Annotated in this window: 25 protein-coding genes; 20 read left to right on the top strand and 5 right to left on the bottom strand. The window is 72.4% G+C overall.

Annotation, left to right across the window (positions count from 1 at the left end):
- Positions 1–56: 56 nt before the first annotated feature.
- Positions 57–224, top strand: coding sequence for a DUF3117 domain-containing protein (locus tag BCL65_RS07845; protein WP_106266794.1), 168 nt, complete (start codon positions 57–59; stop codon positions 222–224).
- A gap of 84 nt (positions 225–308) precedes the next feature.
- On the opposite strand, the gene BCL65_RS07840 is transcribed toward BCL65_RS07845, so the two are convergent.
- Positions 309–1,028, bottom strand: coding sequence for an O-methyltransferase (locus BCL65_RS07840; protein WP_106266792.1), 720 nt, complete (start codon positions 1,026–1,028; stop codon positions 309–311).
- 15 nt (positions 1,029–1,043) lie between these two features.
- Between BCL65_RS07840 and sigE the strand changes: the two genes are divergently transcribed.
- The 7 genes from sigE (at position 1,044) to BCL65_RS07805 (ending at position 7,088) form a co-directional block, all read left to right on the top strand.
- Entirely contained in the window at positions 1,044–1,619 is a 576-nt protein-coding gene (gene sigE / locus BCL65_RS07835) for an RNA polymerase sigma factor SigE (RefSeq protein WP_207767687.1), read from the top strand.
- Positions 1,616–2,506, top strand: a complete 891-nt coding sequence (locus tag BCL65_RS17970) for an anti-sigma factor (RefSeq protein ID WP_106266788.1) — start codon at positions 1,616–1,618, stop codon at positions 2,504–2,506. The genes sigE and BCL65_RS17970 overlap by 4 nt, the downstream gene beginning before the upstream one ends.
- A complete protein-coding gene (locus tag BCL65_RS07825; protein WP_106266786.1) occupies positions 2,503–3,885 on the top strand; it encodes a S1C family serine protease in 1,383 nt (460 codons plus the stop codon). The genes BCL65_RS17970 and BCL65_RS07825 overlap by 4 nt, the downstream gene beginning before the upstream one ends.
- 42 nt (positions 3,886–3,927) lie before the next feature.
- Complete coding sequence (locus BCL65_RS07820) at positions 3,928–4,326, top strand: twin-arginine translocase TatA/TatE family subunit (RefSeq protein WP_106266784.1); 399 nt, start codon at positions 3,928–3,930, stop codon at positions 4,324–4,326.
- A 73-nt stretch (positions 4,327–4,399) separates the two neighbouring features.
- Positions 4,400–5,452, top strand: a complete 1,053-nt coding sequence (gene trpS / locus BCL65_RS07815) for a tryptophan--tRNA ligase (RefSeq protein WP_181340723.1) — start codon at positions 4,400–4,402, stop codon at positions 5,450–5,452.
- The gene (locus tag BCL65_RS07810; protein ID WP_106266780.1) at positions 5,449–6,000 is read left to right on the top strand and encodes a 2'-5' RNA ligase family protein; all 552 of its coding nucleotides are present in this window, start codon (positions 5,449–5,451) and stop codon (positions 5,998–6,000) included. The genes trpS and BCL65_RS07810 overlap by 4 nt, the downstream gene beginning before the upstream one ends.
- A 56-nt stretch (positions 6,001–6,056) precedes the next feature.
- Entirely contained in the window at positions 6,057–7,088 is a 1,032-nt protein-coding gene (locus tag BCL65_RS07805; protein ID WP_106266778.1) for a YihY/virulence factor BrkB family protein, read from the top strand.
- Between the two features lie 165 nt (positions 7,089–7,253).
- Here BCL65_RS07805 and BCL65_RS07800 read toward each other — a convergent pair whose 3' ends face one another.
- From BCL65_RS07800 to sdhC, 4 genes are read right to left on the bottom strand one after another with little or no spacing between them, the layout of a single operon-like run.
- Entirely contained in the window at positions 7,254–8,024 is a 771-nt protein-coding gene (locus BCL65_RS07800) for a succinate dehydrogenase iron-sulfur subunit (protein WP_106266776.1), read from the bottom strand.
- Positions 8,024–9,859, bottom strand: a complete 1,836-nt coding sequence (sdhA, locus tag BCL65_RS07795; RefSeq protein ID WP_106266774.1) for a succinate dehydrogenase flavoprotein subunit — start codon at positions 9,857–9,859, stop codon at positions 8,024–8,026. Before sdhA ends, BCL65_RS07800 begins: the two co-directional genes overlap by 1 nt.
- Positions 9,860–9,917: 58 nt before the next feature.
- The gene (locus BCL65_RS07790) at positions 9,918–10,370 is read right to left on the bottom strand and encodes a succinate dehydrogenase hydrophobic membrane anchor subunit (protein ID WP_106266772.1); all 453 of its coding nucleotides are present in this window, start codon (positions 10,368–10,370) and stop codon (positions 9,918–9,920) included.
- A complete protein-coding gene (gene sdhC / locus BCL65_RS07785) occupies positions 10,370–10,750 on the bottom strand; it encodes a succinate dehydrogenase, cytochrome b556 subunit (RefSeq protein WP_106266770.1) in 381 nt (126 codons plus the stop codon). Before sdhC ends, BCL65_RS07790 begins: the two co-directional genes overlap by 1 nt.
- A gap of 169 nt (positions 10,751–10,919) precedes the next feature.
- Between sdhC and BCL65_RS07780 the strand changes: the two genes are divergently transcribed.
- The 12 genes from BCL65_RS07780 (at position 10,920) to deoC (ending at position 23,428) form a co-directional block, all read left to right on the top strand.
- Positions 10,920–12,038: a mannose-1-phosphate guanylyltransferase gene (locus BCL65_RS07780; RefSeq protein WP_106266769.1), complete on the top strand. Its 1,119-nt coding sequence runs from the start codon at positions 10,920–10,922 to the stop codon at positions 12,036–12,038.
- Positions 12,035–13,252 carry an amidohydrolase gene (locus tag BCL65_RS07775; protein WP_106266767.1) on the top strand — a complete coding sequence of 406 codons (1,218 nt, stop codon included), beginning with the start codon at positions 12,035–12,037 and terminating at the stop codon, positions 13,250–13,252. The genes BCL65_RS07780 and BCL65_RS07775 overlap by 4 nt, the downstream gene beginning before the upstream one ends.
- A gap of 122 nt (positions 13,253–13,374) precedes the next feature.
- Positions 13,375–14,469, top strand: coding sequence for a BMP family lipoprotein (locus BCL65_RS07770; protein WP_106266765.1), 1,095 nt, complete (start codon positions 13,375–13,377; stop codon positions 14,467–14,469).
- A 114-nt stretch (positions 14,470–14,583) separates the two neighbouring features.
- Positions 14,584–16,107, top strand: a complete 1,524-nt coding sequence (locus tag BCL65_RS07765; RefSeq protein ID WP_106266764.1) for an ABC transporter ATP-binding protein — start codon at positions 14,584–14,586, stop codon at positions 16,105–16,107.
- Complete coding sequence (locus BCL65_RS07760; protein WP_106266762.1) at positions 16,104–17,465, top strand: ABC transporter permease; 1,362 nt, start codon at positions 16,104–16,106, stop codon at positions 17,463–17,465. The genes BCL65_RS07765 and BCL65_RS07760 overlap by 4 nt, the downstream gene beginning before the upstream one ends.
- Positions 17,462–18,757: an ABC transporter permease gene (locus BCL65_RS07755; RefSeq protein WP_106266760.1), complete on the top strand. Its 1,296-nt coding sequence runs from the start codon at positions 17,462–17,464 to the stop codon at positions 18,755–18,757. The genes BCL65_RS07760 and BCL65_RS07755 overlap by 4 nt, the downstream gene beginning before the upstream one ends.
- Positions 18,758–18,760: 3 nt before the next feature.
- Positions 18,761–19,165, top strand: a complete 405-nt coding sequence (locus BCL65_RS07750) for a cytidine deaminase (RefSeq protein WP_106266759.1) — start codon at positions 18,761–18,763, stop codon at positions 19,163–19,165.
- Positions 19,162–20,457 carry a thymidine phosphorylase gene (locus BCL65_RS07745; RefSeq protein WP_106266757.1) on the top strand — a complete coding sequence of 432 codons (1,296 nt, stop codon included), beginning with the start codon at positions 19,162–19,164 and terminating at the stop codon, positions 20,455–20,457. The genes BCL65_RS07750 and BCL65_RS07745 overlap by 4 nt, the downstream gene beginning before the upstream one ends.
- A 13-nt stretch (positions 20,458–20,470) precedes the next feature.
- Complete coding sequence (locus tag BCL65_RS07740) at positions 20,471–21,367, top strand: hypothetical protein (protein WP_106266756.1); 897 nt, start codon at positions 20,471–20,473, stop codon at positions 21,365–21,367.
- On the top strand, positions 21,364–21,600 hold the full coding sequence (locus BCL65_RS07735) for a hypothetical protein (protein ID WP_106266968.1): 237 nt from the start codon (positions 21,364–21,366) through the stop codon (positions 21,598–21,600). The genes BCL65_RS07740 and BCL65_RS07735 overlap by 4 nt, the downstream gene beginning before the upstream one ends.
- Positions 21,601–21,617: 17 nt before the next feature.
- A complete protein-coding gene (locus BCL65_RS07730; protein ID WP_106266754.1) occupies positions 21,618–22,712 on the top strand; it encodes an adenosine deaminase in 1,095 nt (364 codons plus the stop codon).
- Entirely contained in the window at positions 22,709–23,428 is a 720-nt protein-coding gene (deoC, locus tag BCL65_RS07725; RefSeq protein WP_106266753.1) for a deoxyribose-phosphate aldolase, read from the top strand. Before BCL65_RS07730 ends, deoC begins: the two co-directional genes overlap by 4 nt.
- Positions 23,429–23,465 lie beyond the last annotated feature (37 nt).

Here is a 23,465-nt window from a genome sequence, read left to right as displayed (position 1 = left end):
CGACGGGCGGGGCTGAGGCAGTTGGGGAACCGGACAACGGAAATGGAGAGCCACACATGGCTGCGATGAAGCCGCGGACGGGCGACGGACCGCTCGAGGTCACCAAGGAGGGACGCGGCATCGTCATGCGTGTCCCGCTGGAGGGCGGCGGTCGCCTGGTCGTCGAGCTGAACGCGACCGAGGCCGGCGAGCTGGGCGAGGCCCTCCAGGCCGTCACCGGCTGAGTCGGCTCGGGCTGACGACGTACGAACTCACGGGCGCGGAGCAGACACCTGCTCCGCGCCCGTCGTCGTGCCGCGGCCCGGCTGCTACCGGCGCACGGCCAGCAGGGTGCCCTCGCCGACCGGGACGATCGCCGGGGTGAGGCGCTCGTCGTCGCGCACCGCGTGGGCGAGGCGCCGGACGAGCGTGGTCGTCTCGTCGCGCCGGTCGGGATCGGCGACGCGCCCACCCAGCAGGGCGTCCACCACGACGAGGACCCCGCCGGGCCGGAGGAGGCGCACCGCAGCCTCCACGTAGTCGGCGTAGGCCGGGGGGTCGGTCGCCACCAGCACCAGGTCGTAGGCGCCGTCGGACAACCGGGGCAGGACGTCGAGGGGCGGCCGGACGATGGTCCGGGTGCGGTGCACCGGGACGCCCTCCTCGGCGAACGCCACCTTGGCGGCACGCTGGTGCTCGGACTCCGGGTCGATCGTGGTCAGCACGCCGTCCGGGGCCATCCCGCGCAGCAGCCAGAGCGCAGCCACCCCGGCGCCGGTGCCGATCTCGACGACGGCGCGGGCCCGGAGGGCCGCGGCCACCACGCGCAGGAGCGCTCCCGTGCCGGGGGAGACGGTGGCGCAGCCCAGCTCCGCGGCCCGTTCGCGGGCGCGCAGGAGCGTCACGTCCTCGGCGAGGTACGTCTCGCTGAAGGCCCAGGCGGCCGTCGGGTCGTCCTGGGCACCGACCCCGGTGGTGATGGCGGCCCCCTCGGATTGCTGCGCTGCGATCGTACGTGGGAACCTCCCAGGGCGCTCACACGTTCGCATGGGACCATGGCCGTGATGACCGAGACCGCTGACCGTACCGACCCTGCAGCGCCCGACCCTGCCGCGGGCTGGGTACCTCCGTCGTGGGACCAGATCGTCCGCGAGCACTCCGCACGCGTGTACCGGCTGGCGTACCGCCTCACCGGCGACAAGCAGGACGCCGAGGACCTGACGCAGGAGACGTTCCTGCGCGTCTTCCGCTCCCTGTCCAGCTACACGCCGGGCACGTTCGAGGGCTGGTTGCACCGCATCACCACGAACCTGTTCCTCGACCAGGTCCGGCGCAAGAAGCGCATCCGGTTCGAGGCCATGGGCGAGGACGCCTCGCGCGTCGAGGCCACCGACGACCGGGCGCGGCCGGAGCGCGGGTTCGAGCACACCCACCTCGACAACGACGTGCAGGCGGCGCTGGACGCCCTGCGGCCGGAGTACCGTGCCGCGGTCGTCCTGTGCGACATCGAGGGCCTCAGCTACGAGGAGATCGCGGTGACGCTCGGCATCAAGATCGGCACGGTGCGGTCCCGCATCCACCGTGCGCGGGCCCAGCTCCGCGACGCGCTCGAGCACCGACGCGCCGAGGTGGTGCGATGAGCGGTCACCTCGGGGACCGGGTGAGCGCCCTCGCCGACGGCCAGCTCGGCCCGGCCGAGACGGACCGGGCGCTCTGCCACGTCGCGGCCTGCCGTCTGTGCGCGGCCGAGCTGGAAGCGGCGCGGGCGGCCCGCCGCCGGCTGTCGCAGGCCTGCGACGTAGCACCGACGCCGGAGCTCACCGCACGGCTGCTCGCCCTGTCCGCGTCCATCCCGTCGACGGACCACGACCCGCTGCGCGCCCCCGACCGGGACACCACGTGGCAGACGCCGGAGGCGTGGCGGACCACCCTCACCGGCGACATCGCCGGCTCGGCACGGCGGCGCCGTCGTCGTCGGCTGGTCCTCGTGGGGGCCGGCGGTGCGGGCGTGCTGGGCTGCGCCCTGTTCGTGCTGGGGCAGGCTCCCGTCGTCTCGCCCGAGACGTCCCGCGCGGCGGCGCTGAGCATGCTCGCCGGGACGGACGAGGTGTCGACGAGCGTGACCGACGCCGTCGCGCCGGACGAGTCGTTCGTCGCGCCCGGCGCCCTGCCGGCCGGCTACGAGCTCACCGACGTCCGGACCGACGGCGAGGTCGTCGAGATCCATCTGGCGGGACCCGAGGGCCCCGTGGTGGTCCGCGAGCGACCCGGTCGGCTCGCCGACGTGGTCCGGTCCGACGTGCGCCTGGACGTCCCCGGACGGGACGACGTGCACGTGCTGATGCGGGACCCGTGGCACGTCGCGTGGCAGGCGGGCGACATGGTCGTCGAGGCGACGACCGACGCCCCCCACGACGTCCTGGTCGACGTGGTCGCCGCGTTCCCCGACGATGCCTACGATGCGGGGGTCGTACCCCGGATCACCCGCGGCTGGACCACCGTGACAGGAGCACTCACCCGCCCATGACGCACCAGGACCCCTCGGACCTCTTCGCGGCGCCCGAGCCGCCGGCGCGGCGCCCGGACCCTGCGCCGGTGCAGGTGCCGCCGACCCCGGCCCCGTCGCCGACCCCGGGCCCGACGTCGCCCTCGGTGCCGGGTGGTGCACGCACCGAGCCGTCCCCTCCGGGGCCGGCCGGGCCGCCGTCCGAGGTGCCGCCGTCGGAGGGATCGCCGTCGGAGGGATCGCCGTCCGGGGAGCCCGCGCCGACGGGCGCGGGGACGCCGGACCCGCCGCGCGCTCGCCTCGGCGGAGCGCGTGTCGCCGGGATCCTCGTCCTCGCCCTGCTGGTCGGGCTCCTGGGCGGGTTCGCGGGCGAACGGATCTCCGGGGCCGGCTCCGACGGCGACCCGTCCGCACGGCTGCCGGCCGCGACGGGCAGCGCCGAGGCCGCGGCAGGGTTCGACCGGCCGGAGGGTTCTCTCGCGTCGACCGCCGCGGACGTCCTGCCGTCGGTCGTGTCGTTCGAGGTCACCGGTGCCGACGACAGCCTCTCCAGCGGCTCCGGGTTCGTGCTGCGGGCGGACGGCTACGTCCTGACCAACGACCACGTGGTGGCGGCGGGGACCGGCGGCGGTGAGGTCGTCGTCGTCCTGGCCGACGGCAGCGAGCACGAGGGCGAGGTGGTCGGCCGGACCTCGGACTACGACCTGGCCGTGGTGAAGATCGACGCCGACGGGCTCACGCCGCTCGCGCTGGGTGACTCGGACGACGTCGTGGTCGGCGACGAGGTGCTGGCCGTCGGGGCGCCGCTCGGTCTCGACTCGACCGTCACCGCCGGCATCGTCAGCGCGCTGCACCGGCCCGTGCAGGCCGGGGACCAGGCGACGACGGCGTTCATCGACGCGATCCAGACCGACGCCGCGATCAACCCCGGCAACTCGGGCGGTCCGCTCGTCAACGCGGCCGGCGAGGTCATCGGGATCAACTCGGCGATCGCGCAGCCGCCGGGCGCCATGCAGGCGACCGGCAGCATCGGGCTCGGCTTCGCCATCCCGGCGAACCAGGTGCGCACCACCGCCGAGCAGCTCATCGAGTCCGGCCAGGCCACCTACCCCGTCATCGGGGTGCTGCTGGACTCGAGCTACACCGGTGAGGGCGTCAAGGTCGCCGAGGAGGCGCAGCAGGGGAACGCACCGGTGACCGACGGGGGCCCGGCGGACGTGGCCGGGATCCGGGCCGGCGACATCATCCTGGAGATCGACGGCCGCCCCGTGGCGCAGAGCGACGAGCTCATCGTGGCGATCCGGGCCAGCCAGCCCGGCGACGCCGTGACGTTGCGGGTCCGCAGCGGCGACGACGAGCGGGACGTCCGCGTCGTGCTGCAGGAGCGCCCGAGCGAGTGAGCGGGTACCGGACGCGTTCGAGCGCGGGCTAGGCTGTCGGGCGTGGGATTCTTCGGGATCAACGGCGGCGAGCTCGTCGTCATCATCGTGCTCGCTCTGGTGCTCATCGGCCCCGAGCGCCTGCCGCACTACGCCGGCCAGCTCGGCACGCTCGTGCGCCAGGGCAAGGCCGCCCTGCAGGGTGCCAAGGAGCGCATCGACGACGAGTTCGGCGACGAGCTCAAGGACGTCGACTGGCAGAAGCTCGACCCGCGGCAGTACGACCCGCGCCGCATCGTGAAGGAGGCCCTCCTCGACGACGAGCCGGCGCCCCGCACCACGCGCCGCACGGCCGGCTACGCCGGCACGGGCAGCGCGGCGGCCACGGCGGCAGGGGTCGGCGCCGCGCCGTCGAGGACGGCTGCGGCGGAGCCCGCGCCGTTCGACGACGAGGCCACATGAGAAGGACCGACCACCGCCCACCGACGTCCCGCGCGTTTCCGACCGCCCCGTCCGACCTGTCAGAATGAGCCCCATGTCCGACTCCACCGTCCCGGGCGCGCCTGTGGCGCCCCGGCCCCGCATCCTGTCCGGCATGCAGCCCACCGACTCCTCGCTGCACCTGGGAAACTACCTCGGCGCGCTGACGCAGTGGGTCGCGCTCCAGGAGGACCACGACGCGCTGTACTGCGTCGTGGACCTGCACGCGCTGACGGTCAACCCGGACCCGGTCGCCCTGCGTGAGCGCACCCGTGCCACGGCGGCCCAGTACCTCGCCGGAGGGGTCGACCCGGCACGGTCGACACTCTTCGTGCAGTCGCACGTTCCCGAGCACACCGAGCTCGCCTGGCTCCTGAGCTGCCAGACCGGGTTCGGCGAGGCGAGCCGGATGACGCAGTTCAAGGACAAGTCGGCCAAGCAGGGTACCGAGGGCACCACCGTGGGTCTGTTCACCTACCCGGTGCTCATGGCGGCCGACATCCTCGTCTACGACGCGAACCTGGTGCCGGTCGGCGAGGACCAGCGTCAGCACCTCGAGCTGACGCGCGACATCGCCGAGCGGCTCAACGCACGGTTCGGCGCCGGGACCGCCGTGGTGCCGGACCCGTACATCGTCACCGCCACGGCGAAGATCCAGGACCTGCAGAACCCGGCCGCCAAGATGTCGAAGTCCAACGCCGGCGGCAAGGGCGTCATCTGGCTGCTCGAGAACCCGCGGAAGGCCGCCAAGGCGATCAAGTCCGCGGTGACCGACGCCGACGAGTCCTACGCCGTCTACTTCGACCGGGAGAAGAAGCCGGGCATCTCCAACCTGCTGACCATCTTCTCCGCCGTCACCGGACGCGCGATCGACGACATCGCGGCCGAGTACGACGGGCGCGGCTACGGCTACCTCAAGGTCGACCTGGCGGACGCCGTCGTGGCCTTCCTCGAGCCGTTCCAGGAGCGCGCGAACACCTACCTGGCCGACCCGGCGCAGCTCGACAAGGTGCTCGACGACGGCGCGGCACGGGCCCGCGAGATCGCCGGCGGTGTCCGGGACCGGTACTTCGACCGGTTCGGGCTCCTGCCGCGAGGCAACCGGTGAACCTGCCCCCCCGAGGCCCCGACCAGGTGCGGATCGGGATCGCCATCGCGATCCCCGAGCCGTACGCCACGCAGCTGCAGGAGGCGCGCGCCGACGTCGGCGACCCGCTCGCCGCGGCGATCCCGCCGCACATCACCGTGATCGGCCCGACCGTCGTCGACTCGTCGGTCCTGCCGGCCGTCTGCGAGCACCTGGAGAAGATCGCCGGCGAGACGCCGCCGTTCCGTATCCACCTGCGTGGCACGGCCACGTTCCGCCCCATCTCGCCGGTCGTGTTCGTCGCTCTCGCGGAGGGCATCGCGGAGTGCGAGCTGCTCGAGGAACAGGCCCGGTCGGGGGTGCTCGCGCAGGAACTCCGGTTCAACTACCACCCGCACGTGACCGTCGCGCACGAGGTGCCCGACGAGGCGCTCGACCGGGCGTTCCGCGACATGAGCGCGTTCGAGGCGGTCTTCGCCGTCTCCGCCGTCTGGATGTACGAGCACGGGGACGACGGCGTGTGGCGACCGCAGCGGTCGTTCGCCCTCGGTGGCGACAGGCTCGGCTGACGGGACGGCCGGCGGTACGACCTGCCCCGCCCGGGGCTCCTCGGTAGGGTCGGGGCGTGCCTGACGAACCCGAGCGCCTGACCGAGAAGATCGCTCGGTGGACGGAGTGGCTGCAGGACCGTCGTGAGGTGCGGGCCGTGCGCTGGTACCTGGCGCAGCGCGGCAACCAGCTCTCCGGCGGCATAGCCTACTCGGCGCTGTTCTCCCTCGGCGCGGGTCTCACCATCGGTTTCAGCGTGTTCTCGGCGGTGCTGGGCAACCGTCCGGAGCTCAGTGAGGCGGTCTTCGAGCAGATCGACAGCTGGGTGCCGGGACTGCTGAAGGACTCGCCGGACGATGCCGGGCTGGTCTCGCCGGACGAGCTCGTGCGGACGACGGCGTGGAGCTGGACCACCGTCGTCGCGTCGATCGTGTTCCTGTGGACGGCCATCGGCGTCATGGCGGCCCTGCGACACTCCGTGCGGTCCCTGTTCGAAGCACCGGTGGTGGGGGTCAGCCCCGTGCTGTCCAAGGTGTGGCAGCTGCTGGGGTTCGTGATCCTCGGGTTGATGCTGCTGGCGTCGGCCGTCGCGAGCATCGTCTCGCAGACGGTGAACAACCAGATCACGCGATGGCTGGGTGACTCGGCGGTGCTGGGCTGGGTCCTGTCCGCCGGCACGTTCGCGGTGGGCCTCGTGCTCGACACGTTGCTGGTCTACCTGGTGATCCGGGTGGTGGCGCGGGTGCGCACGCGCCACGGGCGGGACATGCTGATCGGTTGCCTCGCGACCGGGCTGGTGGCCAGCGGGCTGCGGTGGGTGGGAACGTCGGCGATCACCGCATCGGCGGAACGCAACGTGATCCTGGCGTCGATCGTCACGGTCGGGGCGTTGCTGATCCTCGTCAACTTCGTGGCTCGCGTGCTGCTGATCGCGTGCGCCTGGATGTACGACCCGCCGCGGCTCGAAGAGATCGCACGCGCGGAGGAGACGGTCGCGTGGATGCGGCGCCAGGCCGAGATCGAGCGGGTGGTACGCCGTGGCCCGGGGAGCGGGCGGCCGTACAGCCCGGTGGTCCGCGGGGTCCGACGCGGACTGTACGACTACTGACTCGCGCTACCTCGCGCCGTCGTGCGCTACCTCGCGCTTCCGCCGGGACGGACGACGAAGCGGGGCCGAAGGTGTCCTGCACGGTCGTCATCCCCGAAGTGGAGGGCGCGCAGCGCCCGTGAACGCGACCGTGCAGGGCACCTTCGGCCCCGCTGGACGAACAGCTCAGAAGGCGCGGGTGATCATCGCCCGCTTGACCTCCTGGATCGCCTTGGTGACCTCGATGCCGCGCGGGCAGGCCTCGGTGCAGTTGAAGGTCGTGCGGCAGCGCCACACGCCCTCCTTGTCGTTGAGGATCTCCAGGCGCTGGGTGGCACCCTCGTCGCGGGAGTCGAAGATGAACCGGTGCGCGTTGACGATCGCGGCCGGGCCGAAGTACTGGCCGTCCGTCCAGAACACCGGGCACGACGACGTGCACGCGGCGCACAGGATGCACTTGGTGGTGTCGTCGAACCGGTCACGGTCGGCCTGCGACTGGATGTTCTCGCGGCTGGGCTCGTTCCCCGAGGTGATGAGGAACGGCATGATCTCGCGGTAGGAGGCGAAGAACGGCTCCATGTCGACCACGAGGTCCTTCACCACGGGCAGGCCCTTGATGGGCTCGACCGTGATCGGCTTGTCCGGGTTGACGTCCTTGAGGAGCGTCTTGCAGGCCAGCCGGTTGCGACCGTTGATACGCATGGCGTCCGAGCCGCACACACCGTGGGCGCACGAGCGGCGGAACGTCAGGGAACCGTCCAGCTCCCACTTGATCTTGTGCAGGGCGTCCAGGACGCGGTCGGTCCCGTGCGCCGTGACGGTGTGCTCTTCCCAGACCGCCTCCTCGGAGACCTCCGGGTTGTACCGGCGGATCTTCAGCGTGACCTCGAAGGACGCGACGGCTCCGGCCTGCCCGTCCTGGGCGGCTTCCGTGGTGTTTTCCAGAACAGCAGTCATCAGTACTTCCGCTCCATCGGCTCGTAGCGCGTCTGGGTGACGGTCTTGGACCCCAGGACCACCTTGTAGTCCCCGAAGTCCTCGACGTGGTCGAAGTAGCCCTCGACGTGCCCGTCGGCGGCGTCGGGAGCCGACGTCGGACGGCGGTACGCCATCGTGTGCAGCATGTAGTTGGTGTCGTCGCGGTCCGGGTAGTCCTCGCGGTAGTGGCCGCCGCGCGACTCGCGGCGGTTGAGCGCCGCGACCACCGTCACCTCGGCGATGTCGAGCAGGAAGCCCAGCTCGATCGCCTCGAGGAGGTCGGTGTTGAACAGGGTGCCCTTGTCCTGGACGGACACGTTCTTGTAGCGCTTCTGCAGGTCGCGGATGTCGGCCGCGGCCTGCTCGAGCGACTCGCGGGTGCGGAACACCTGGGCGTTGGCGTCCATGGTCTCCTGCAGCGCCTTGCGGACCTCGGCCACGCGCTCGCCCTCGGGGCGGTCACGCATCTCGCTGAGCTGTGCCTCGACGCGGGCGGCGGGGTTCTCCGGGATCGGCAGGTGCTGCTCCACCGTCTGGGCGTAGGCGGCGGCCGAGCGGCCGGAGCGCTTGCCGAAGACGTTGATGTCGAGCAGCGAGTTGGTGCCGAGGCGGTTCGACCCGTGCACGGAGACGCAGGCGACCTCACCGGCGGCGTAGAGGCCCTTGACGACGTTGTGGCCGTCGCGGAGCACCTCGCCCTTGATGTTGGTCGGCACGCCACCCATCGCGTAGTGCGCGGTGGGGTACACCGGTACCGGTTCGGTGTACGGCTCGATACCGAGGTAGGTGCGGGCGAACTCGGTGATGTCCGGCAGCTTGGCGTCGATGTGCGCCGGCTCCAGGTGCGTCAGGTCGAGCAGCACGTAGTCCTTGTTGGGACCGGCACCGCGGCCCTCGCGCACCTCGTTGGCCATGGACCGGGCGACGATGTCGCGCGGCGCCAGGTCCTTGATGGTGGGGGCGTAGCGCTCCATGAAGCGCTCGCCCTCGGAGTTGCGCAGGATGCCGCCCTCGCCGCGTGCGGCCTCCGAGAGCAGGATGCCCAGGCCCGCGAGGCCGGTGGGGTGGAACTGGAAGAACTCCATGTCCTCCAGCGGCAGACCGCGCCGGTAGGCGAGGGCCATCCCGTCGCCGGTGAGGGTGTGGGCGTTGGACGTCGTCTTGAAGATCTTGCCCGCGCCGCCCGTGGCGAAGATGATCGCCTTCGCCTGGAACACGTGGGTCTCGCCCGAGGCCAGGTCGTAGGCGACGACGCCGGTCGCGTTGACCTCCGCGCCGTCCTCGATGTCCTCGGTGGTGAGGTCGTGGTCGGTGAGCAGGTCCAGCACGTAGAACTCGTTGAAGAACTCCACGTCCTGCTTGACGCAGTTCTGGTACAGCGTCTGCAGGATCATGTGGCCGGTGCGGTCCGCGGCGTAGCAGGCGCGGCGCACCGCGGCCTCACCGTGGTTGCGGGTGTGGCCGCCGAAGCGGCGCTGGTCGATCCGGCCCTCCGGCGTGCGGTTGAACGGCAGGCCCATCCGCTCCAGGTCCAGCACGGCGTCGATGGCCTCCTTGGCCATGACCTCCGCGGCGTCCTGGTCGACGAGGTAGTCGCCGCCCTTGATGGTGTCGAAGGTGTGCCACTCCCAGTTGTCCTCCTCGACGTTCGCCAGGGCGGCGCACATGCCGCCCTGGGCGGCGCCGGTGTGGGAACGCGTGGGGTACAGCTTGGAGATGACCGCGGTGCGGGCCCCCTTCGAGGCCTCGAGCGCCGCGCGCATGCCGGCGCCGCCTGCGCCGACGATGACGACGTCGTACTGGTGGGTCTGCATCGGTTCCGATGCCTCCTGCGGCGAGTGGTGGATCAGCGGGCTGGGGGGATGCGCGGGCTCAGGCCGTGCAGAACGAGGCGAGCAGCTCGGCCGGGGCGTCCGTCGGGCACGGGTCGAACGTGAAGATGACCAGGGTGCCGAGCACGACGGTGAATGTGAAGGCCACCAGGAGCAGGCTCTTGAGGATCCCGCGCGTGACGTCCCGCTCGGCGTAGTCGTTGATGATGGTGCGCACGCCGTTGGTGCCGTGGATCATGGCGAGCCACAGCATGGCCAGGTCCCACATCTGCCAGAACGGGCTGGCCCACTTGCCGCCCACGAAGGCGAAGTCGATCGCCTTGACGCCGTCGCCGACCATGAGGTTGACGAACAGGTGGCCGAAGACGAGGACGACCAGCAGCACGCCCGAGGCCCGCATGAAGACCCACGAGTACAGCTCGTAGTTGCCGCGGGTGGTCTTGCGCCGCGCGTACGGGGATCGCGGGGTGGGGATCGCGGTCTGGGTGCTCATCAGTGGCCTCCGAAGACGTTCATCAGGTGGCGGGGCAGGAACCCGGCCATGGTCACGACGAACAGGCCGAGGACGACCCACAGCATGACCCGCTGGTACCGGGGGCCCTTGGCCCAGAAGTCGACCAGTGCCACGCGGATGCCGTTGAAGGCGTGGAAGACGATGGCGGCCACCAGGCCGGCCTCGCCGAGCCCCATGATCGGCGTCTGGTACGTGCCGATGACGGCGTTGTACGCCTCGGGGGAGACCCGCACGAGCGCCGTGTCGAGGACGTGGACGAGCAGGAAGAAGAAGATGAGCACGCCGGTCACGCGGTGCGCGACCCACGACCACATGCCTTCGCGGCCGCGGTAGAGCGTGCCAGCGGGAGCAGTCGGCACGGGGGAGCCTCCATTGGCGGATTCGGGCGGGGTTACGTGAAGTCACTGTAGTGACACCGGGTCGCGATCGGGTCACGGAGTGTCCGAAAACGGCGTCTCTGTGCGGTTTCTGTGACACATTCCACAGCCTTCGTGTCGGCCGGCGGGAACCCGTCACTATGCTGCGAGCATGCCTTCGTCTGCCATTCCCGGTTTCCGCGCCGTCGTCCCGGCGGGAGGGTCCGGCACCCGGCTGTGGCCGGTCTCCCGCGCCGACCGCCCGAAGTTCCTGCACGACCTCACGGGATCCGGGCGGACGCTGCTGCAGGCGACCGCCGACCGGCTGGCCCCGCTCGCCGGTGACGACGGGATCCTCGTCGTCACCGGCGAGCGGCACGTCGCGGCGGTGCGTGAGCAGCTGCCGGGCGTGGGGGCGGACCAGGTGCTGCCGGAGCCGAGCCCGCGGGACTCGATGGCGGCGATCGGCCTGGCCGCGGCCGTGCTGGAACGTCGGGTGGGCGACGTGGTGCTCGGCTCCTTCGCGGCGGACCAGGTCGTGACCGGGCGGGCGGACTTCGAGCGGTCGGTCCACGAGGCGGTCGAGGCGGCCCGGGCGGGGTATGTCACGACCGTCGGCATCGCCGCGTCCCGCCCGTCGACCGCGTTCGGCTACGTGCACGGCGGGAGCCCGCTCGACGTGGCGGGCGCCCCGAGCGCGGTGCACGTGCGCGGCTTCACCGAGAAGCCGGACGCCGCGACGGCACGCGAGTACCTGGCCTCGGGGGAGTACCGGTGGAACGCCGGGATCTTCGTCGCCTCCACGAGCGTGCTGCTCGGCCACCTCGCCGACCAGCGCCCGGCCCTGCACGACGGGCTGCGTCGCGTCGCCGACGCCTGGGACACCCCCGAGCGCGCCCGGGTCCTCGCCGAGGTGTGGCCCGGCCTGGAGAAGATCGCCATCGACCACGCCGTGGCCGAGCCGGTGGCCGCGGCGGGCGGTGTCGCGATGGTGCCCGGCACGTTCGGCTGGGACGACGTCGGCGACTTCAACTCGCTCGCCGCGCTGCTGCCGGCCGACGACGACTCCGGGTCGAAGGTCCTCGGCGACGGCGCGGACGTGGTCCGGGTCCAGAGCGCCGGGTCGGTCGTGGTCCCGGCGAGCGGGCGCACGGTGACGCTGCTCGGCATCGACGACGTGGTCGTGGTCGACACCCCCGACGCGCTCCTGGTGACCACCCGGGCGCGTGCCCAGCAGGTGCGGCGCATGGTCGACGCGGTGCGGGACCACGGCCGCGAGGACCTGCTGTGAGCGGCGACGTCGGCACGGCGGCCGGGCGTCTCGACGCCGTGGTGGCGGAGCTCGAGCCGGAGCTCGTCGCCGTGCGTCGCGACCTGCACGCGCACCCGGAGGTCTCCTGGGAGGAGGTCAGGACGACGGCGGTGCTCGCCGAGCGCCTGCGTGCGGCCGGCCTGCGGCCGCGGATGCTCGAGACCACGGGTCTGGTGTGCGACGTCGGTCCCGACGTCCCGGGGCGCGGCCGGGTGGCGCTGCGCGCCGACATCGACGCGCTGCCCCTGGACGACCTGTGCGGCTGCGACTTCGCCTCGACGGTCCCCGGCGTCGCCCACGCCTGCGGCCACGACGTGCACGCCGCCGTGGTCCTCGGGGCCGGGCTCGCCCTGGCCCGGCTGGACGCGGAGGGCCTCCTCGAGGTCGGTGCCCGCCTCATCTTCCAGCCGGCCGAGGAGACCATGCCCGGCGGGGCGCACGACGTCATCGCCCAGGGCGTGCTCGACGGCGTCGACCGGATCGCGGCGGTGCACGCCGAGCCGAAGCTCGACGTCGGACGGGTCGGGACGCGGATCGGCCCGATCACCTCGGCGTCCGACCTGGTGACGGTGACCCTGTCCTCGGGCGGCGGGCACACGTCCCGCCCGCACCTCACCGGTGACGTCGTCTACGCCCTCGGGCAGGTCGTCACGCAGGTGCCCGCCGTGCTGGGCCGCCGGCTCGACCCGCGCTCCGGGGTGAACCTCACGTGGGGCGCCGTGGAGGCGGGGCACGCGCACAACACGATCCCGATGTCGGGGGTCGCCAAGGGCACGCTGCGCTGCCTCGACGTGCGCGCCTGGGAGAAGGCCGGCCAGGTGCTGCTCGACGCCGTCGAGCAGGTCGTGGCCGCCTACGACGTCGACGTCAGCGTGCACCACGTCCGGGGAGTGCCACCGGTCGACAACGACGCCGACGTGACGGCTCGGCTCGAGGCGGCCGGCGCGGCGGTCCTGGGCGACGACGGCGTGGTCCTGACCGAGCAGTCGCTCGGCGGCGAGGACTTCGCGTGGTACCTGACGAAGGTGCCGGGCGCGATGGCCCGCCTCGGCACCGCGACGCCCGGCGAGCGCCGCTACGACATCCACCAGGGCGACCTGGTGGTCGACGAGCGCGCCATCGGGATCGGCGCCAGGTTGCTGGCACGTTTCGTCCTCGGTCCCCGGGTGTCCGCGGACGTACCGCTTCGATAACGACTCGGCCACGGGAGGCCCTCGCGGCGTCGGGGACCCCGAGCGGTGGTTAGGCTTGCCGTCTCTGATCGTGAGACGGGCGAGCGCCCGCGCTCACCCACCCTCATCGACAGGAGTGACAGGTGAAGAGAGCCATCCAGCTCACCGCCCTCGCAGGTGCCGCCGCGCTGACCCTCGCGGCGTGCGGCTCGGCCCCCGAGGAGACCACCGGGGAATCGACCGAGACCGCTGCGGCGGAGTCCGACTTCACGGCCTGCATCGTCTCGGACGAGGGCGGGTTCGACGACAAGAGCTTCAACCAGCTCAGCTACGAGGGCGCCAAGAAGGCCGCCGACGAGCTGGGCGCGGCGTTCCGCGAGGTCCAGTCGCAGTCGGAGACCGACTACGAGCCCAACGTGCAGTCGCTCGTGGACCAGGGCTGCAACGCCATCGTCGCCGTCGGGTTCGCGCTGTCGCCGGCCACGGTCGAGTCCGCGAACTCCAACCCGGAGACCGACTACATCCTGGTCGACGACGCCGCGGACAACGACTTCGACGGCGAGAAGGACGCGGAGAACGTCAAGCCGCTGCTCTACAACACGGCCGAGGCGGCGTTCCTGGCCGGCTATCTCTCCGCGGGCTACTCGGAGGCGGGCAAGGTCGGCACGTTCGGCGGCCAGCCGTTCCCGACCGTCACGATCTTCATGGACGGCTTCAAGCAGGGCGTGGAGCACTACAACGAGGTCAACGGCGCCGACGTCGAGGTCATCGGCTACGAGGGCGGCGAGGACGGTGCCTTCACGGGCGGGTTCGCGGCCAACGAGACCGCGAAGACCACGGCCAAGAACATCCTGGACCAGGGTGTCGACGTGATCCTGCCCGTCGGTGGCCCGATCTACCAGTCCGCCATCGCCGCGATCGAGGACTCCGGCCGCGACGTCGCGCTCGTCGGCGTGGACGCCGACTTCTACGAGACGGACCCGACCACGCAGCCCTACGTGCTCACGTCGATCCTCAAGAAGATGGACGTCTCCACCTACGAGGCCGTGCTCTCCTCCGGCGAGGGCACCTTCGACCCGGAGGCCTACGTCGGCACCCTCGAGAACGAGGGCGTGGGCCTGGCCCCGCTGCACGACTTCGAGGACAAGGTCGACCCGGAGCTCGTGACCGAGGTCGACGAGCTGCGTCAGCAGATCATCGACGGCGAGCTCGAGGTCACGTCCTACCTGGACCAGTGACCGCGTACTGAGTTCGACCGCCGTGGCGGCGGGGCACGGGGTCTTCCCCGTGTCCCGCCGCCACGTGCGGCCTAGGCTGACCAGGGGATCGTGAGGAAGGGTGGACGCACCGCGATGAGGCTCGAGCTGCGAGGCATCACCAAGCGCTTCGGTGCGCTGGTGGCCAACGACCACATCGACCTGGTGGTCGAGCCCGGGGAGATCCATTGCCTCCTCGGTGAGAACGGGGCGGGCAAGTCCACCCTGATGAACGTGCTCTACGGGCTCTACTCGGCCGACGAGGGCGAGATCGTCCTCGACGGCGAGGTCCAGGACTTCGCCGGTCCCGGTGACGCGATGGCGGCCGGCATCGGCATGGTCCACCAGCACTTCATGCTGGTGCCGGTGTTCACGGTCGCCGAGAACGTCATGCTCGGGCACGAGGAGACCCGGGGCGCGGGAGTGCTCGACCTGGAGTCGGCGCGTGCCACCGTGCGCGACACCGCAGCCCGCTTCGGCTTCCACGTCGACCCCGACCAGCTCGTCGAGGACCTGCCCGTCGGCGTCCAGCAGCGCGTGGAGATCATCAAGGCGCTGAGCAGGGACGCGCGCGTCCTCGTCTTCGACGAGCCGACGGCGGTGCTCACCCCGCAGGAGACCGACGAGCTCATGATGATCATGCGCCAGCTCCGCGACGAGGGCACCGCGATCGTCTTCATCACCCACAAGCTCCGCGAGGTCCGCGAGGTCGCCGACCGCATCACCGTCGTCCGGCACGGCAAGGTCGTCGGCGAGGCGGAGCCCACGGCGTCCGACAACGAGCTCGCCGCCCTCATGGTCGGGCGCGCCGTCGAGCTGACGGTGCACAAGGAGCCCGCCCGCCCGCGCGACAACGCGCTGGAGGTGTCGGACCTCGTCGTCGCCCAGCCCGACGGCCAGGTCGTCGTCGACGGCGTCAGCTTCACCGTGCGTGGTGGTGAGGTGCTGGTCGTCGCCGGTGTCCAGGGCAACGGCCAGACCGAGCTCACCGAGGCGCTCCTCGGCCTCCAGGAGGACGTGACCGGTTCCGTGCAGCTGGACGGCGCGGAGCTGGTCGGACGGTCCGTGCGCCAGGTGCTGGACGCCGGGGTCGGGTTCGTGCCCGAGGACCGCAGCACCGACGGGCTGGTCGGCGAGTTCACCATCGCCGAGAACCTGGTGCTGGACCGGACCGACGGGCCGCCGTTCGTGCGTGCCGGGTCGCTGCAGCTGGCCGCCCGTGACGACTTCGCCCGCGAGAAGGTGCAGCAGTACGACGTGCGCACCACGGGCATCGACCTCCCGGTGGGGCGTCTCTCCGGCGGCAACCAGCAGAAGGTCGTCCTGGCGCGTGAGCTCTCGCGCGACCTGCGCCTGTTCGTCGCTGCGCAGCCCACGCGTGGCGTCGACGTCGGCTCCATCGAGTTCATCCACCAGCAGGTGGTGGCGACCCGGGACGCGGGCATCCCCGTGGTCGTGGTCTCCACGGAGCTGGACGAGGCCGTGGCGCTCGCCGACCGGATCATGGTCATGTACCGCGGCAAGGTTGTCGGCATCGTGCCCGCGGACACCCCCCGCGACGTGCTCGGCCTGATGATGGCCGGCATCGCGCCCGAGACCAGCGAAGGAGACGCCGCGTGAGCGACACGCCGAAGCGCTCGCCAGAGTCGTCCGAGGACCCCCTCGACGAGCAGCTCGAGCAGGTCGACCCGGCCGCCGAGCCAGGGCTGGCCGAGGAGCTCCAGCAGGAGCGCGCCCGGGAGACCGGCCCGGCCGACCAGGAGTCGGACGACCGGTGGCAGGACGCGCTGCGCCGGATCGCCTCGGGCGGCTGGGCGGTCTCGCTCGGTGCCGTGCTCCTCGCGGTCCTCGCCGGGTCGCTGATGATCGTGGTCACCGACGAGGCCGTCCAGGACGCGGCCGGCTACTTCTTCTCGCGGCCGGCCGACACCTTCGCCGCGGTCGGGCAGGCCGTCGGAGGTGCGTACTCCGCCCTGTTCCAGGGCGCCGTCTACAACTTCCGGGCCGACACGTTCGCCGCCGGGATCAGGCCCCTGACCCAGACGCTCACCAACGCCACGCCGCTCATCGCGGCGGGGCTGGGCGTGGCCATCGCCTTCAAGGCGGGGCTGCTCAACATCGGTGGTCAGGGCCAGATGCTCATGGCGGCCAGCGCGGCCGGCTGGATCGGGTTCGGCGTGACCGGCCTGCCCTTCCCCCTGCACCTGATCGTGGCCGTCGTGGCGGGCATGCTCGCCGGTGCGCTGTGGGCGGGCATCGCGGGTCTGCTGAAGGCGCGGACCGGTGCCCACGAGGTCATCGTGACGATCATGCTCAACTACGTCGCCTACTACCTGTTGTCGTACTTCCTCGCGACGCCCGGGCTCATGCAGGCACCGGGCTCCGGGAACCCGCGGACGCCCCCGATGCAGGAGTCGGCCATCCTGCCGCCGCTCCTGGGCGAGCGCTACCCGCTGCACTGGGGCTTCGTCCTCGCGCTGGTGGCCGTCGCGGTCGTGTGGTGGATCCTCAACCGGTCGGCCGTGGGCTTCTCCTACCGCGCCGTCGGGGAGAACGCGCGAGCCGCCCGGGTGGCGGGCATCGACGTCTCCCGCGCGACCGTGTCGGTGATGCTGGTGGCGGGTGCGCTCGTCGGCCTGGCCGGCGTCTCGCAGGTGCTCGGCACCTCGACCACCGGGTTCGGTGCCGACATCGACGCCGGGATCGGCTTCGACGCCATCACCGTCGCCCTCCTCGGGAACTCCAACCCGATCGGCGTGCTCGGTGCCGGCATCCTCTTCGGTGCCTTCAAGGCCGGCGGTTCGGCCATGCAGGCCGCCGAGGGCATCCCGATCGAGATCGTGCTCGTGGTCCAGTCGCTGATCGTGCTGTTCATCGCCGCGCCGCCGCTGGTGCGGGCCATCTTCCGCCTGCCGCAGCCGGGCAAGGCCCCGAAGAAGAAGCGGCCGACGACGGCCGCGAAGGAGGTGTCGGCATGACCGCCCCCGCCGTCGGTTCGGCTCCCGCCCAGCCGCAGGACGCTCCGCGCCGGGTCAGCACGGTCTCCCGGAAGACGACCGTCGCCCTGGGTGTGGTCCTGGCCCTCTACGCCGTGCTCCTGCTCCTCGTGCCGCACGAGGGCAGCGCGCGCTTCGCGCTGTCGACGCCGAGCGACTTCTTCCAGATCCCGGTCTACGTCGTCCCGGGGATGCTGACGGCCTGGCTGTGCGGCGCGGTCGCCGCCGTCCTGGTCGTGGTGTCCGCAGTGGCCACCCGCGCACGGCGTCGGACGCCGACCTGGGTGGTCGGCCTGTACGCCGCGGCGCTGCTGATCGGGTTCCTCGCCTGGGCCGCGGCGGGCAGCCCGCGGGACCTGTCGGTCGTCGGGCTGCTGGGTGGTGCGCTGGTGCTGTCGGTGCCCCTGGTCTACGGCGCCATGACCGGTGTCATCGGCGAGCGCTCCGGCGTGATCAACATCGCCATCGAGTCCAACCTCCTGGCGGGGGCGTTCACCGCCGCGGTCGCCGGCTCCCTGACCAACAGCCCGTGGGTCGGGCTGATCGCCGCGATGGCCGCCTCGGCCCTCGTGTCCCTGGTCCTGGCGCTGTTCTCGATCACCTACCGCGTCAACCAGATCATCGTCGGTGTGGTGCTCAACGTGCTGGTCATCGGCCTGACGAGCTTCTTCTACTCGCTCGTGCTCGTGCCGAACACCGAGACCCTCAACGCCACGACGCGGTTCGAGCGGATCCCCATCCCGCTGCTGGACCGCATCCCCGTCATCGGGCCGGTCCTGTTCGACCAGACGATCGTCGTCTACCTGATGTACCTGATGGTCCCGGGCGTGTGGTTCGCGCTCTTCCGCACGCGGTGGGGTCTGCGCCTGCGGGCCGTCGGGGAGCACCCCCGTGCGGCGGACACCGTCGGCATCGGGGTGCTCCGCACCCGCTACCGGGCCCTGCTGGTCGCCGGCGCGATCGGTGGCATGGGTGGGGCCTTCTACACCGTGGTGTCCATCAACCAGTTCAACCGCGAGATGACGGCAGGCGCGGGCTTCATCGCGCTGGCCGCGATGATCTTCGGCAAGTGGAACCCGATCCGTGCGGCGCTGGCCGGCCTGCTGTTCGGGTTCGCGACCAACCTGCAGAACGTGCTCTCCGTGGTCGGCTCCCCGGTGCCGAGCCAGTTCATGCTGATGCTGCCCTACATCGTCACCCTGTTCGCCGTGGCGGGCCTGGTGGGCCGCTCGCGGCCGCCGGCAGCGCTCGCCAACGCGTACACCAAGGAGTAGCCGGTGGCCCCGCACGAGCTCGCCGTGGACTGGGACGCGCTGCGTGCCGCCGCCCTCGACGTCGCCCAGCGCGCCTACGTCCCGTACTCCGGGTACCCCGTCGGGGCGGCCGCGACGGCCGACGACGGCCGGCTGCTGGTGGGCTGCAACGTGGAGAACGCCGCGTACGGCGTGACGCTGTGCGCCGAGTGCTCGCTCGTCTCGGCGCTCGTCACGGGCGGTGGGGGACGGCTGACCGCCTTCACCTGCGTGACCGGCTCCGGTGAGCTGATCACCCCCTGCGGGCGGTGCCGGCAGCTCCTCTGGGAGCACGGCGGCCCCGACCTGCTCGTCGAGACGCCCCGCGGCGTCGTCACCATGTCCGACATGCTGCCGCAGGCGTTCGGACCGGAGGACCTGAACCGATGAACGAACCGTTCGACGCCGTCGACGTCATCCGTACCAAGCGCGACCGCACCCACCTGTCGTCCGCGCAGATCGACTGGGTGGTGGACGCCTACACCCGCGGCGTGGTCGCCGAGGAACAGATGTCGGCGCTCGCCATGGCGATCCTGCTCAACGGCATGAGCCGGGGAGAGGTCGCCCGGTGGACGCAGGCGATGATCGCCTCGGGCGAGCGGATGGACTTCTCCGGTCTGTCGCGCCCGACGGCGGACAAGCACTCCACCGGCGGCGTGGGCGACAAGATCACCCTGCCGCTGGCGCCGCTCGTCGCGGTGTTCGGTGTGGCGGTGCCGCAGCTGTCCGGCCGCGGGCTGGGGCACACCGGGGGCACCCTCGACAAGCTCGAGTCCATCCCGGGCTGGCGTGCGGGGCTGGACAACGCCGAGATCCTCGCGCAGCTCGACGACGTCGGCGCCGTGATCTGTGCCGCCGGCGCGGGGCTCGCACCGGCCGACAAGAAGCTCTACGCCCTGCGTGACGTCACGGGGACGGTGGAGGCGATCCCCCTCATCGCGAGCTCCATCATGTCGAAGAAGATCGCCGAGGGCACGGGTGCGCTGGTGCTCGACGTCAAGGTCGGTTCCGGCGCCTTCATGAAGGACGCCGCCCAGGCGCGCGAGCTCGCCCGCACGATGGTCGAGCTCGGGACCGACGCCGGGGTGCGCACGGTCGCCCTGCTCACCGACATGTCCGTGCCGCTCGGACGGACCGCGGGCAACGCCCTGGAGGTGCGCGAGTCCGTCGAGGTCCTCGCCGGCGGCGGTCCGGCGGACGTGGTCGACCTGACCGTCGCCCTGGCCGTGGAGATGCTCGACGCCGCAGGGCGCCCCACGGCGGAGGAGGAGGTCCGCGCCGCGTTGCACGACGGCCGTGCGATGGACGTGTGGCGCCGCATGATCAGCGCCCAGGGCGGCGACCCGGACGCCGAGCTGCCGGTGGCCGCGCACACCGAGCAGGTCCGCGCGGACCGCACGGGCGTGCTGGCCGAGCTCGACGCCTATGCCGTGGGTGTCGCCGCGTGGCGCCTCGGCGCGGGTCGCTCGCGCAAGGAGGACCCCGTGCAGGCGGGTGCCGGCGTGGAGATCCACGTCCGTCCCGGCGAGCAGGTCGTCGCCGGCCAGACCGTGATGACGCTGCACACCGACACCCCGGAGCGGTTCGCACGTGCCCGGGCGGCCCTCGACGGCGGCTGGCGGGTCGCGCCGTCGGGCACGTCGGTGCCGCGTCGGCCGATCGTCCTCGACCGGATCCACTGACGCGGCGCACGCCATGCGGGTGCGGCACGACGCCCAGCGGCTGACCGACCTGCTCGAGGCCGTGGGGCTGTTCTGCGGCCCCGTGCCGCAGCTGTCCGTGGGCGCACCCCCCGCGCCGCGCGTCCCGTACCCCGTGGAGTCCGCGCTGCGCGACGCCGACCCGGCGGTGCGGGCGCGGGTGCTCGACCCGCTGGGACGGGACCGGGAGCCCCCGCGCCCCGGCCGGCCGGATCCGCTGCTCCTGCCTGATCTGACCGGTGCCGCGCGACCGGGCGCGGGGCCCACGCCGCTCGCCCCCGAGGCGCGCCAGGTGGACGAGACCACGTGCGGTGCGGCGGTGCTCGTCATGCTCCGCCTCGCGGGCGACCCGGCGGCGGCGCTCGCCCTGGCCCGGGACCCGCGTGGTGCGGGGCCCGCGTTCGCCGCGCTGCAGCGCGCCACCCAGCTCCGCACCCGGCGGGTCTGGCCCCGGAGGCTGGGCACCCCGCCCTGGGGCGCGGCCCGCGCCGCTCGGTACGGCCCGTGGCGCTACACCCACCGGGTGGTCGGCAGCCGGGAACCGTCCGCGGGGCCGCGCGCCGTGCTGCGCGCGGCCGTCGACGCGGCGTCGGCCGGGATCCCCGTGCCGCTGTACACGGGCGGGGACCTGGGGCACGGCGCGACGACGGCGGTGCCGCGGCACGTGGTCCTGCTCACAGCCGTGCGGCAGACCGTCGTCGGCCCCACGGCCACGCTCTACGAGCCGTCCTCGGGCGCGCTGCACGCCGTGCCCGTCGACGCCCTGCGGGGTGCGGGCGGTGCCCCGCAGGAGCAGACGAGCCGTCGCCGGGCCCTGGGCGGCTGGCCCCACGTCGTCTGGGCGGTCCTGCCGAGCGAGGAGCGGCAGGAGGGGCCAGCATGGAGGGCATGAGCACGACACCCTCGGACGCCTGGCGCGACGCCGGCCTGGAAGCCCCGGACGACACCACCAACCTCGTCGAGGAGTCGGGCACGCCTCCTGCCACGCCCGAGCACGAGGAGGACACCGACGAGTACCGCCCGGCGACACCGCGGCCCGACCTGGACGGGGAGGCGGCCGAGGCCGACGTCGCCGAGCAGGCGAGCATCGTTCCCGCCCCCGAGGACGACCCGGACTCCGTCTGACCGGTAGGTTGGGGGCCATGACGCAAGCGCTCCTCGACGCGATCCCCGACCTGCCGAAGGTCCTCCTCCACGACCACCTCGACGGTGGTGTGCGCCCGCAGACGGTGCTCGAGCTGGCCGCCGAGGTGGGCCACGAGCTCCCGGCGGGCGACGCGGCGTCGCTCGGCACCTGGTTCCGGGACGCGGCCGACTCGGGCTCGCTGCCCCGTTATCTCGAGACCTTCGACCACACCATCGCGGTCATGCAGACGCCCGAGGCGCTCGCCCGCGTGGCACGCGAGGCGGTGCTTGACCTGGCCGCCGACGGCGTCGTCTACGCCGAGCAGCGGTGGGCGCCGGAGCAGCACCTGCAGCGGGGGATGACCCTGCCCGAGACGGTCGAGGCCGTGCAGGCGGGGATCGACGAGGGCGTGCGCGAGGCGGCGGCCGCGGGCCGGACGATCCGCGTGGGCCAGCTCGTCACCGCGATGCGGCACACCGACCGGTGGCTCGAGATCGCCGAGCTGGCGGTGGCCTACCGGGGCGCCGGCTCCGTCGGGTTCGACATCGCCGGACCGGAGGACGGGTTCCCGCCGGACCGCCACGCCGAGGTGTGGCGCTTCCTGGCCGAGCACAACTTCCCGACGACGATCCACGCCGGCGAGGCCGCCGGGCTGGACTCCATCGGTCAGGCCGTGCACCTGGGCCAGGCCGACCGGCTCGGGCACGGCGTGCGCATCGCGGACGACATCACGTTCGACCACGACGCGGGGACCGCGGAGCTCGGCGAGCTCGCGCACTGGGTCCGTGACCACCAGATCGCCCTGGAGGTCTGCCCGGTGTCCAACCTGCAGACCGGCGCGGCGACCTCGATCGCCGACCACCCGATCACGCGGCTCAAGGAGCTCGACTTCGCGGTCACGCTCAACACGGACAACCGCCTGATGTCCCGGACGTCGATGTCGCACGAGATGCGCCGGCTCGTCGAGGACGCGGGCTGGACCATCGACGACCTGGCCGACGTGACCCTCACCGCGGCGTGGAGCGCGTTCATGCACCACGACGAGCGCCGCGAGCTCGTCGACGAGCTCATCCTGCCCGGCTACCAGAAGATCGAGGGGGCCGTCCGATGAGCGCCGCGAACCCGACGCCGACGACGCCGTCCGAGCTGGCCCGGTACGTCGACCACACGCTGCTCAAGCCGGAGGCGACCTCCGCCGACGTCACGGCGCTCGTGGAGGAGGGGGCCGAGCTCGGGGTCTTCTCCGTGTGCGTGTCGCCCACGTTCGTGCCGCACGCCGTCGAGGTCGCGGCCGGGCGGCTGGCGGTGGCGACGGTCTGCGGCTTCCCGTCCGGGAAGCACGCGAGCGACATCAAGGCCGCCGAGGCCGCGCGGTCGGTGCTCGACGGCGCGGACGAGGTGGACATGGTCATCGACGTCGGCGTCGCGAAGGCCGGCGGGTTCGACCTGGTCCAGGCGGACGTCGCCGCGGTGCGCGCCGCCGTGCCCGCCGACAAGGTGCTCAAGGTCATCATCGAGTCCGCCGCGCTGAGCGACGACGAGATCGTCGCGGTGTGCCGGGCCGCGGAGGCCGCGGGCGCCGACTTCGTGAAGACCTCCACCGGGTTCCACCCCACGGGCGGCGCCTCGGTGAACGCCGTGGAGCTGATGGCACGGACGGTGGGCGGCCGGCTCGGGATCAAGGCCTCCGGCGGCGTGCGCACGCTCGCCGACGCCCAGGCGATGATCGCCGCGGGCGCCACCCGGCTGGGCCTGTCCGGCACGGCGGCGGTCCTCGCGGGCTTCGACGACGGTGCGGCCGGCACGGCGGCCGACGGCGGGTACTGACCTGCCCGCTGCCGCGCGCCTCCCGGACGATCTCCGC

It is taken from the genome of Isoptericola halotolerans (genome assembly GCF_003003075.1).
Classification (GTDB): domain Bacteria; phylum Actinomycetota; class Actinomycetes; order Actinomycetales; family Cellulomonadaceae; genus Isoptericola; species Isoptericola halotolerans_A.
The sequence above is the reverse complement of the archived record's forward strand: the minus strand, read 5'-3'. Positions and strand labels throughout refer to the sequence as shown.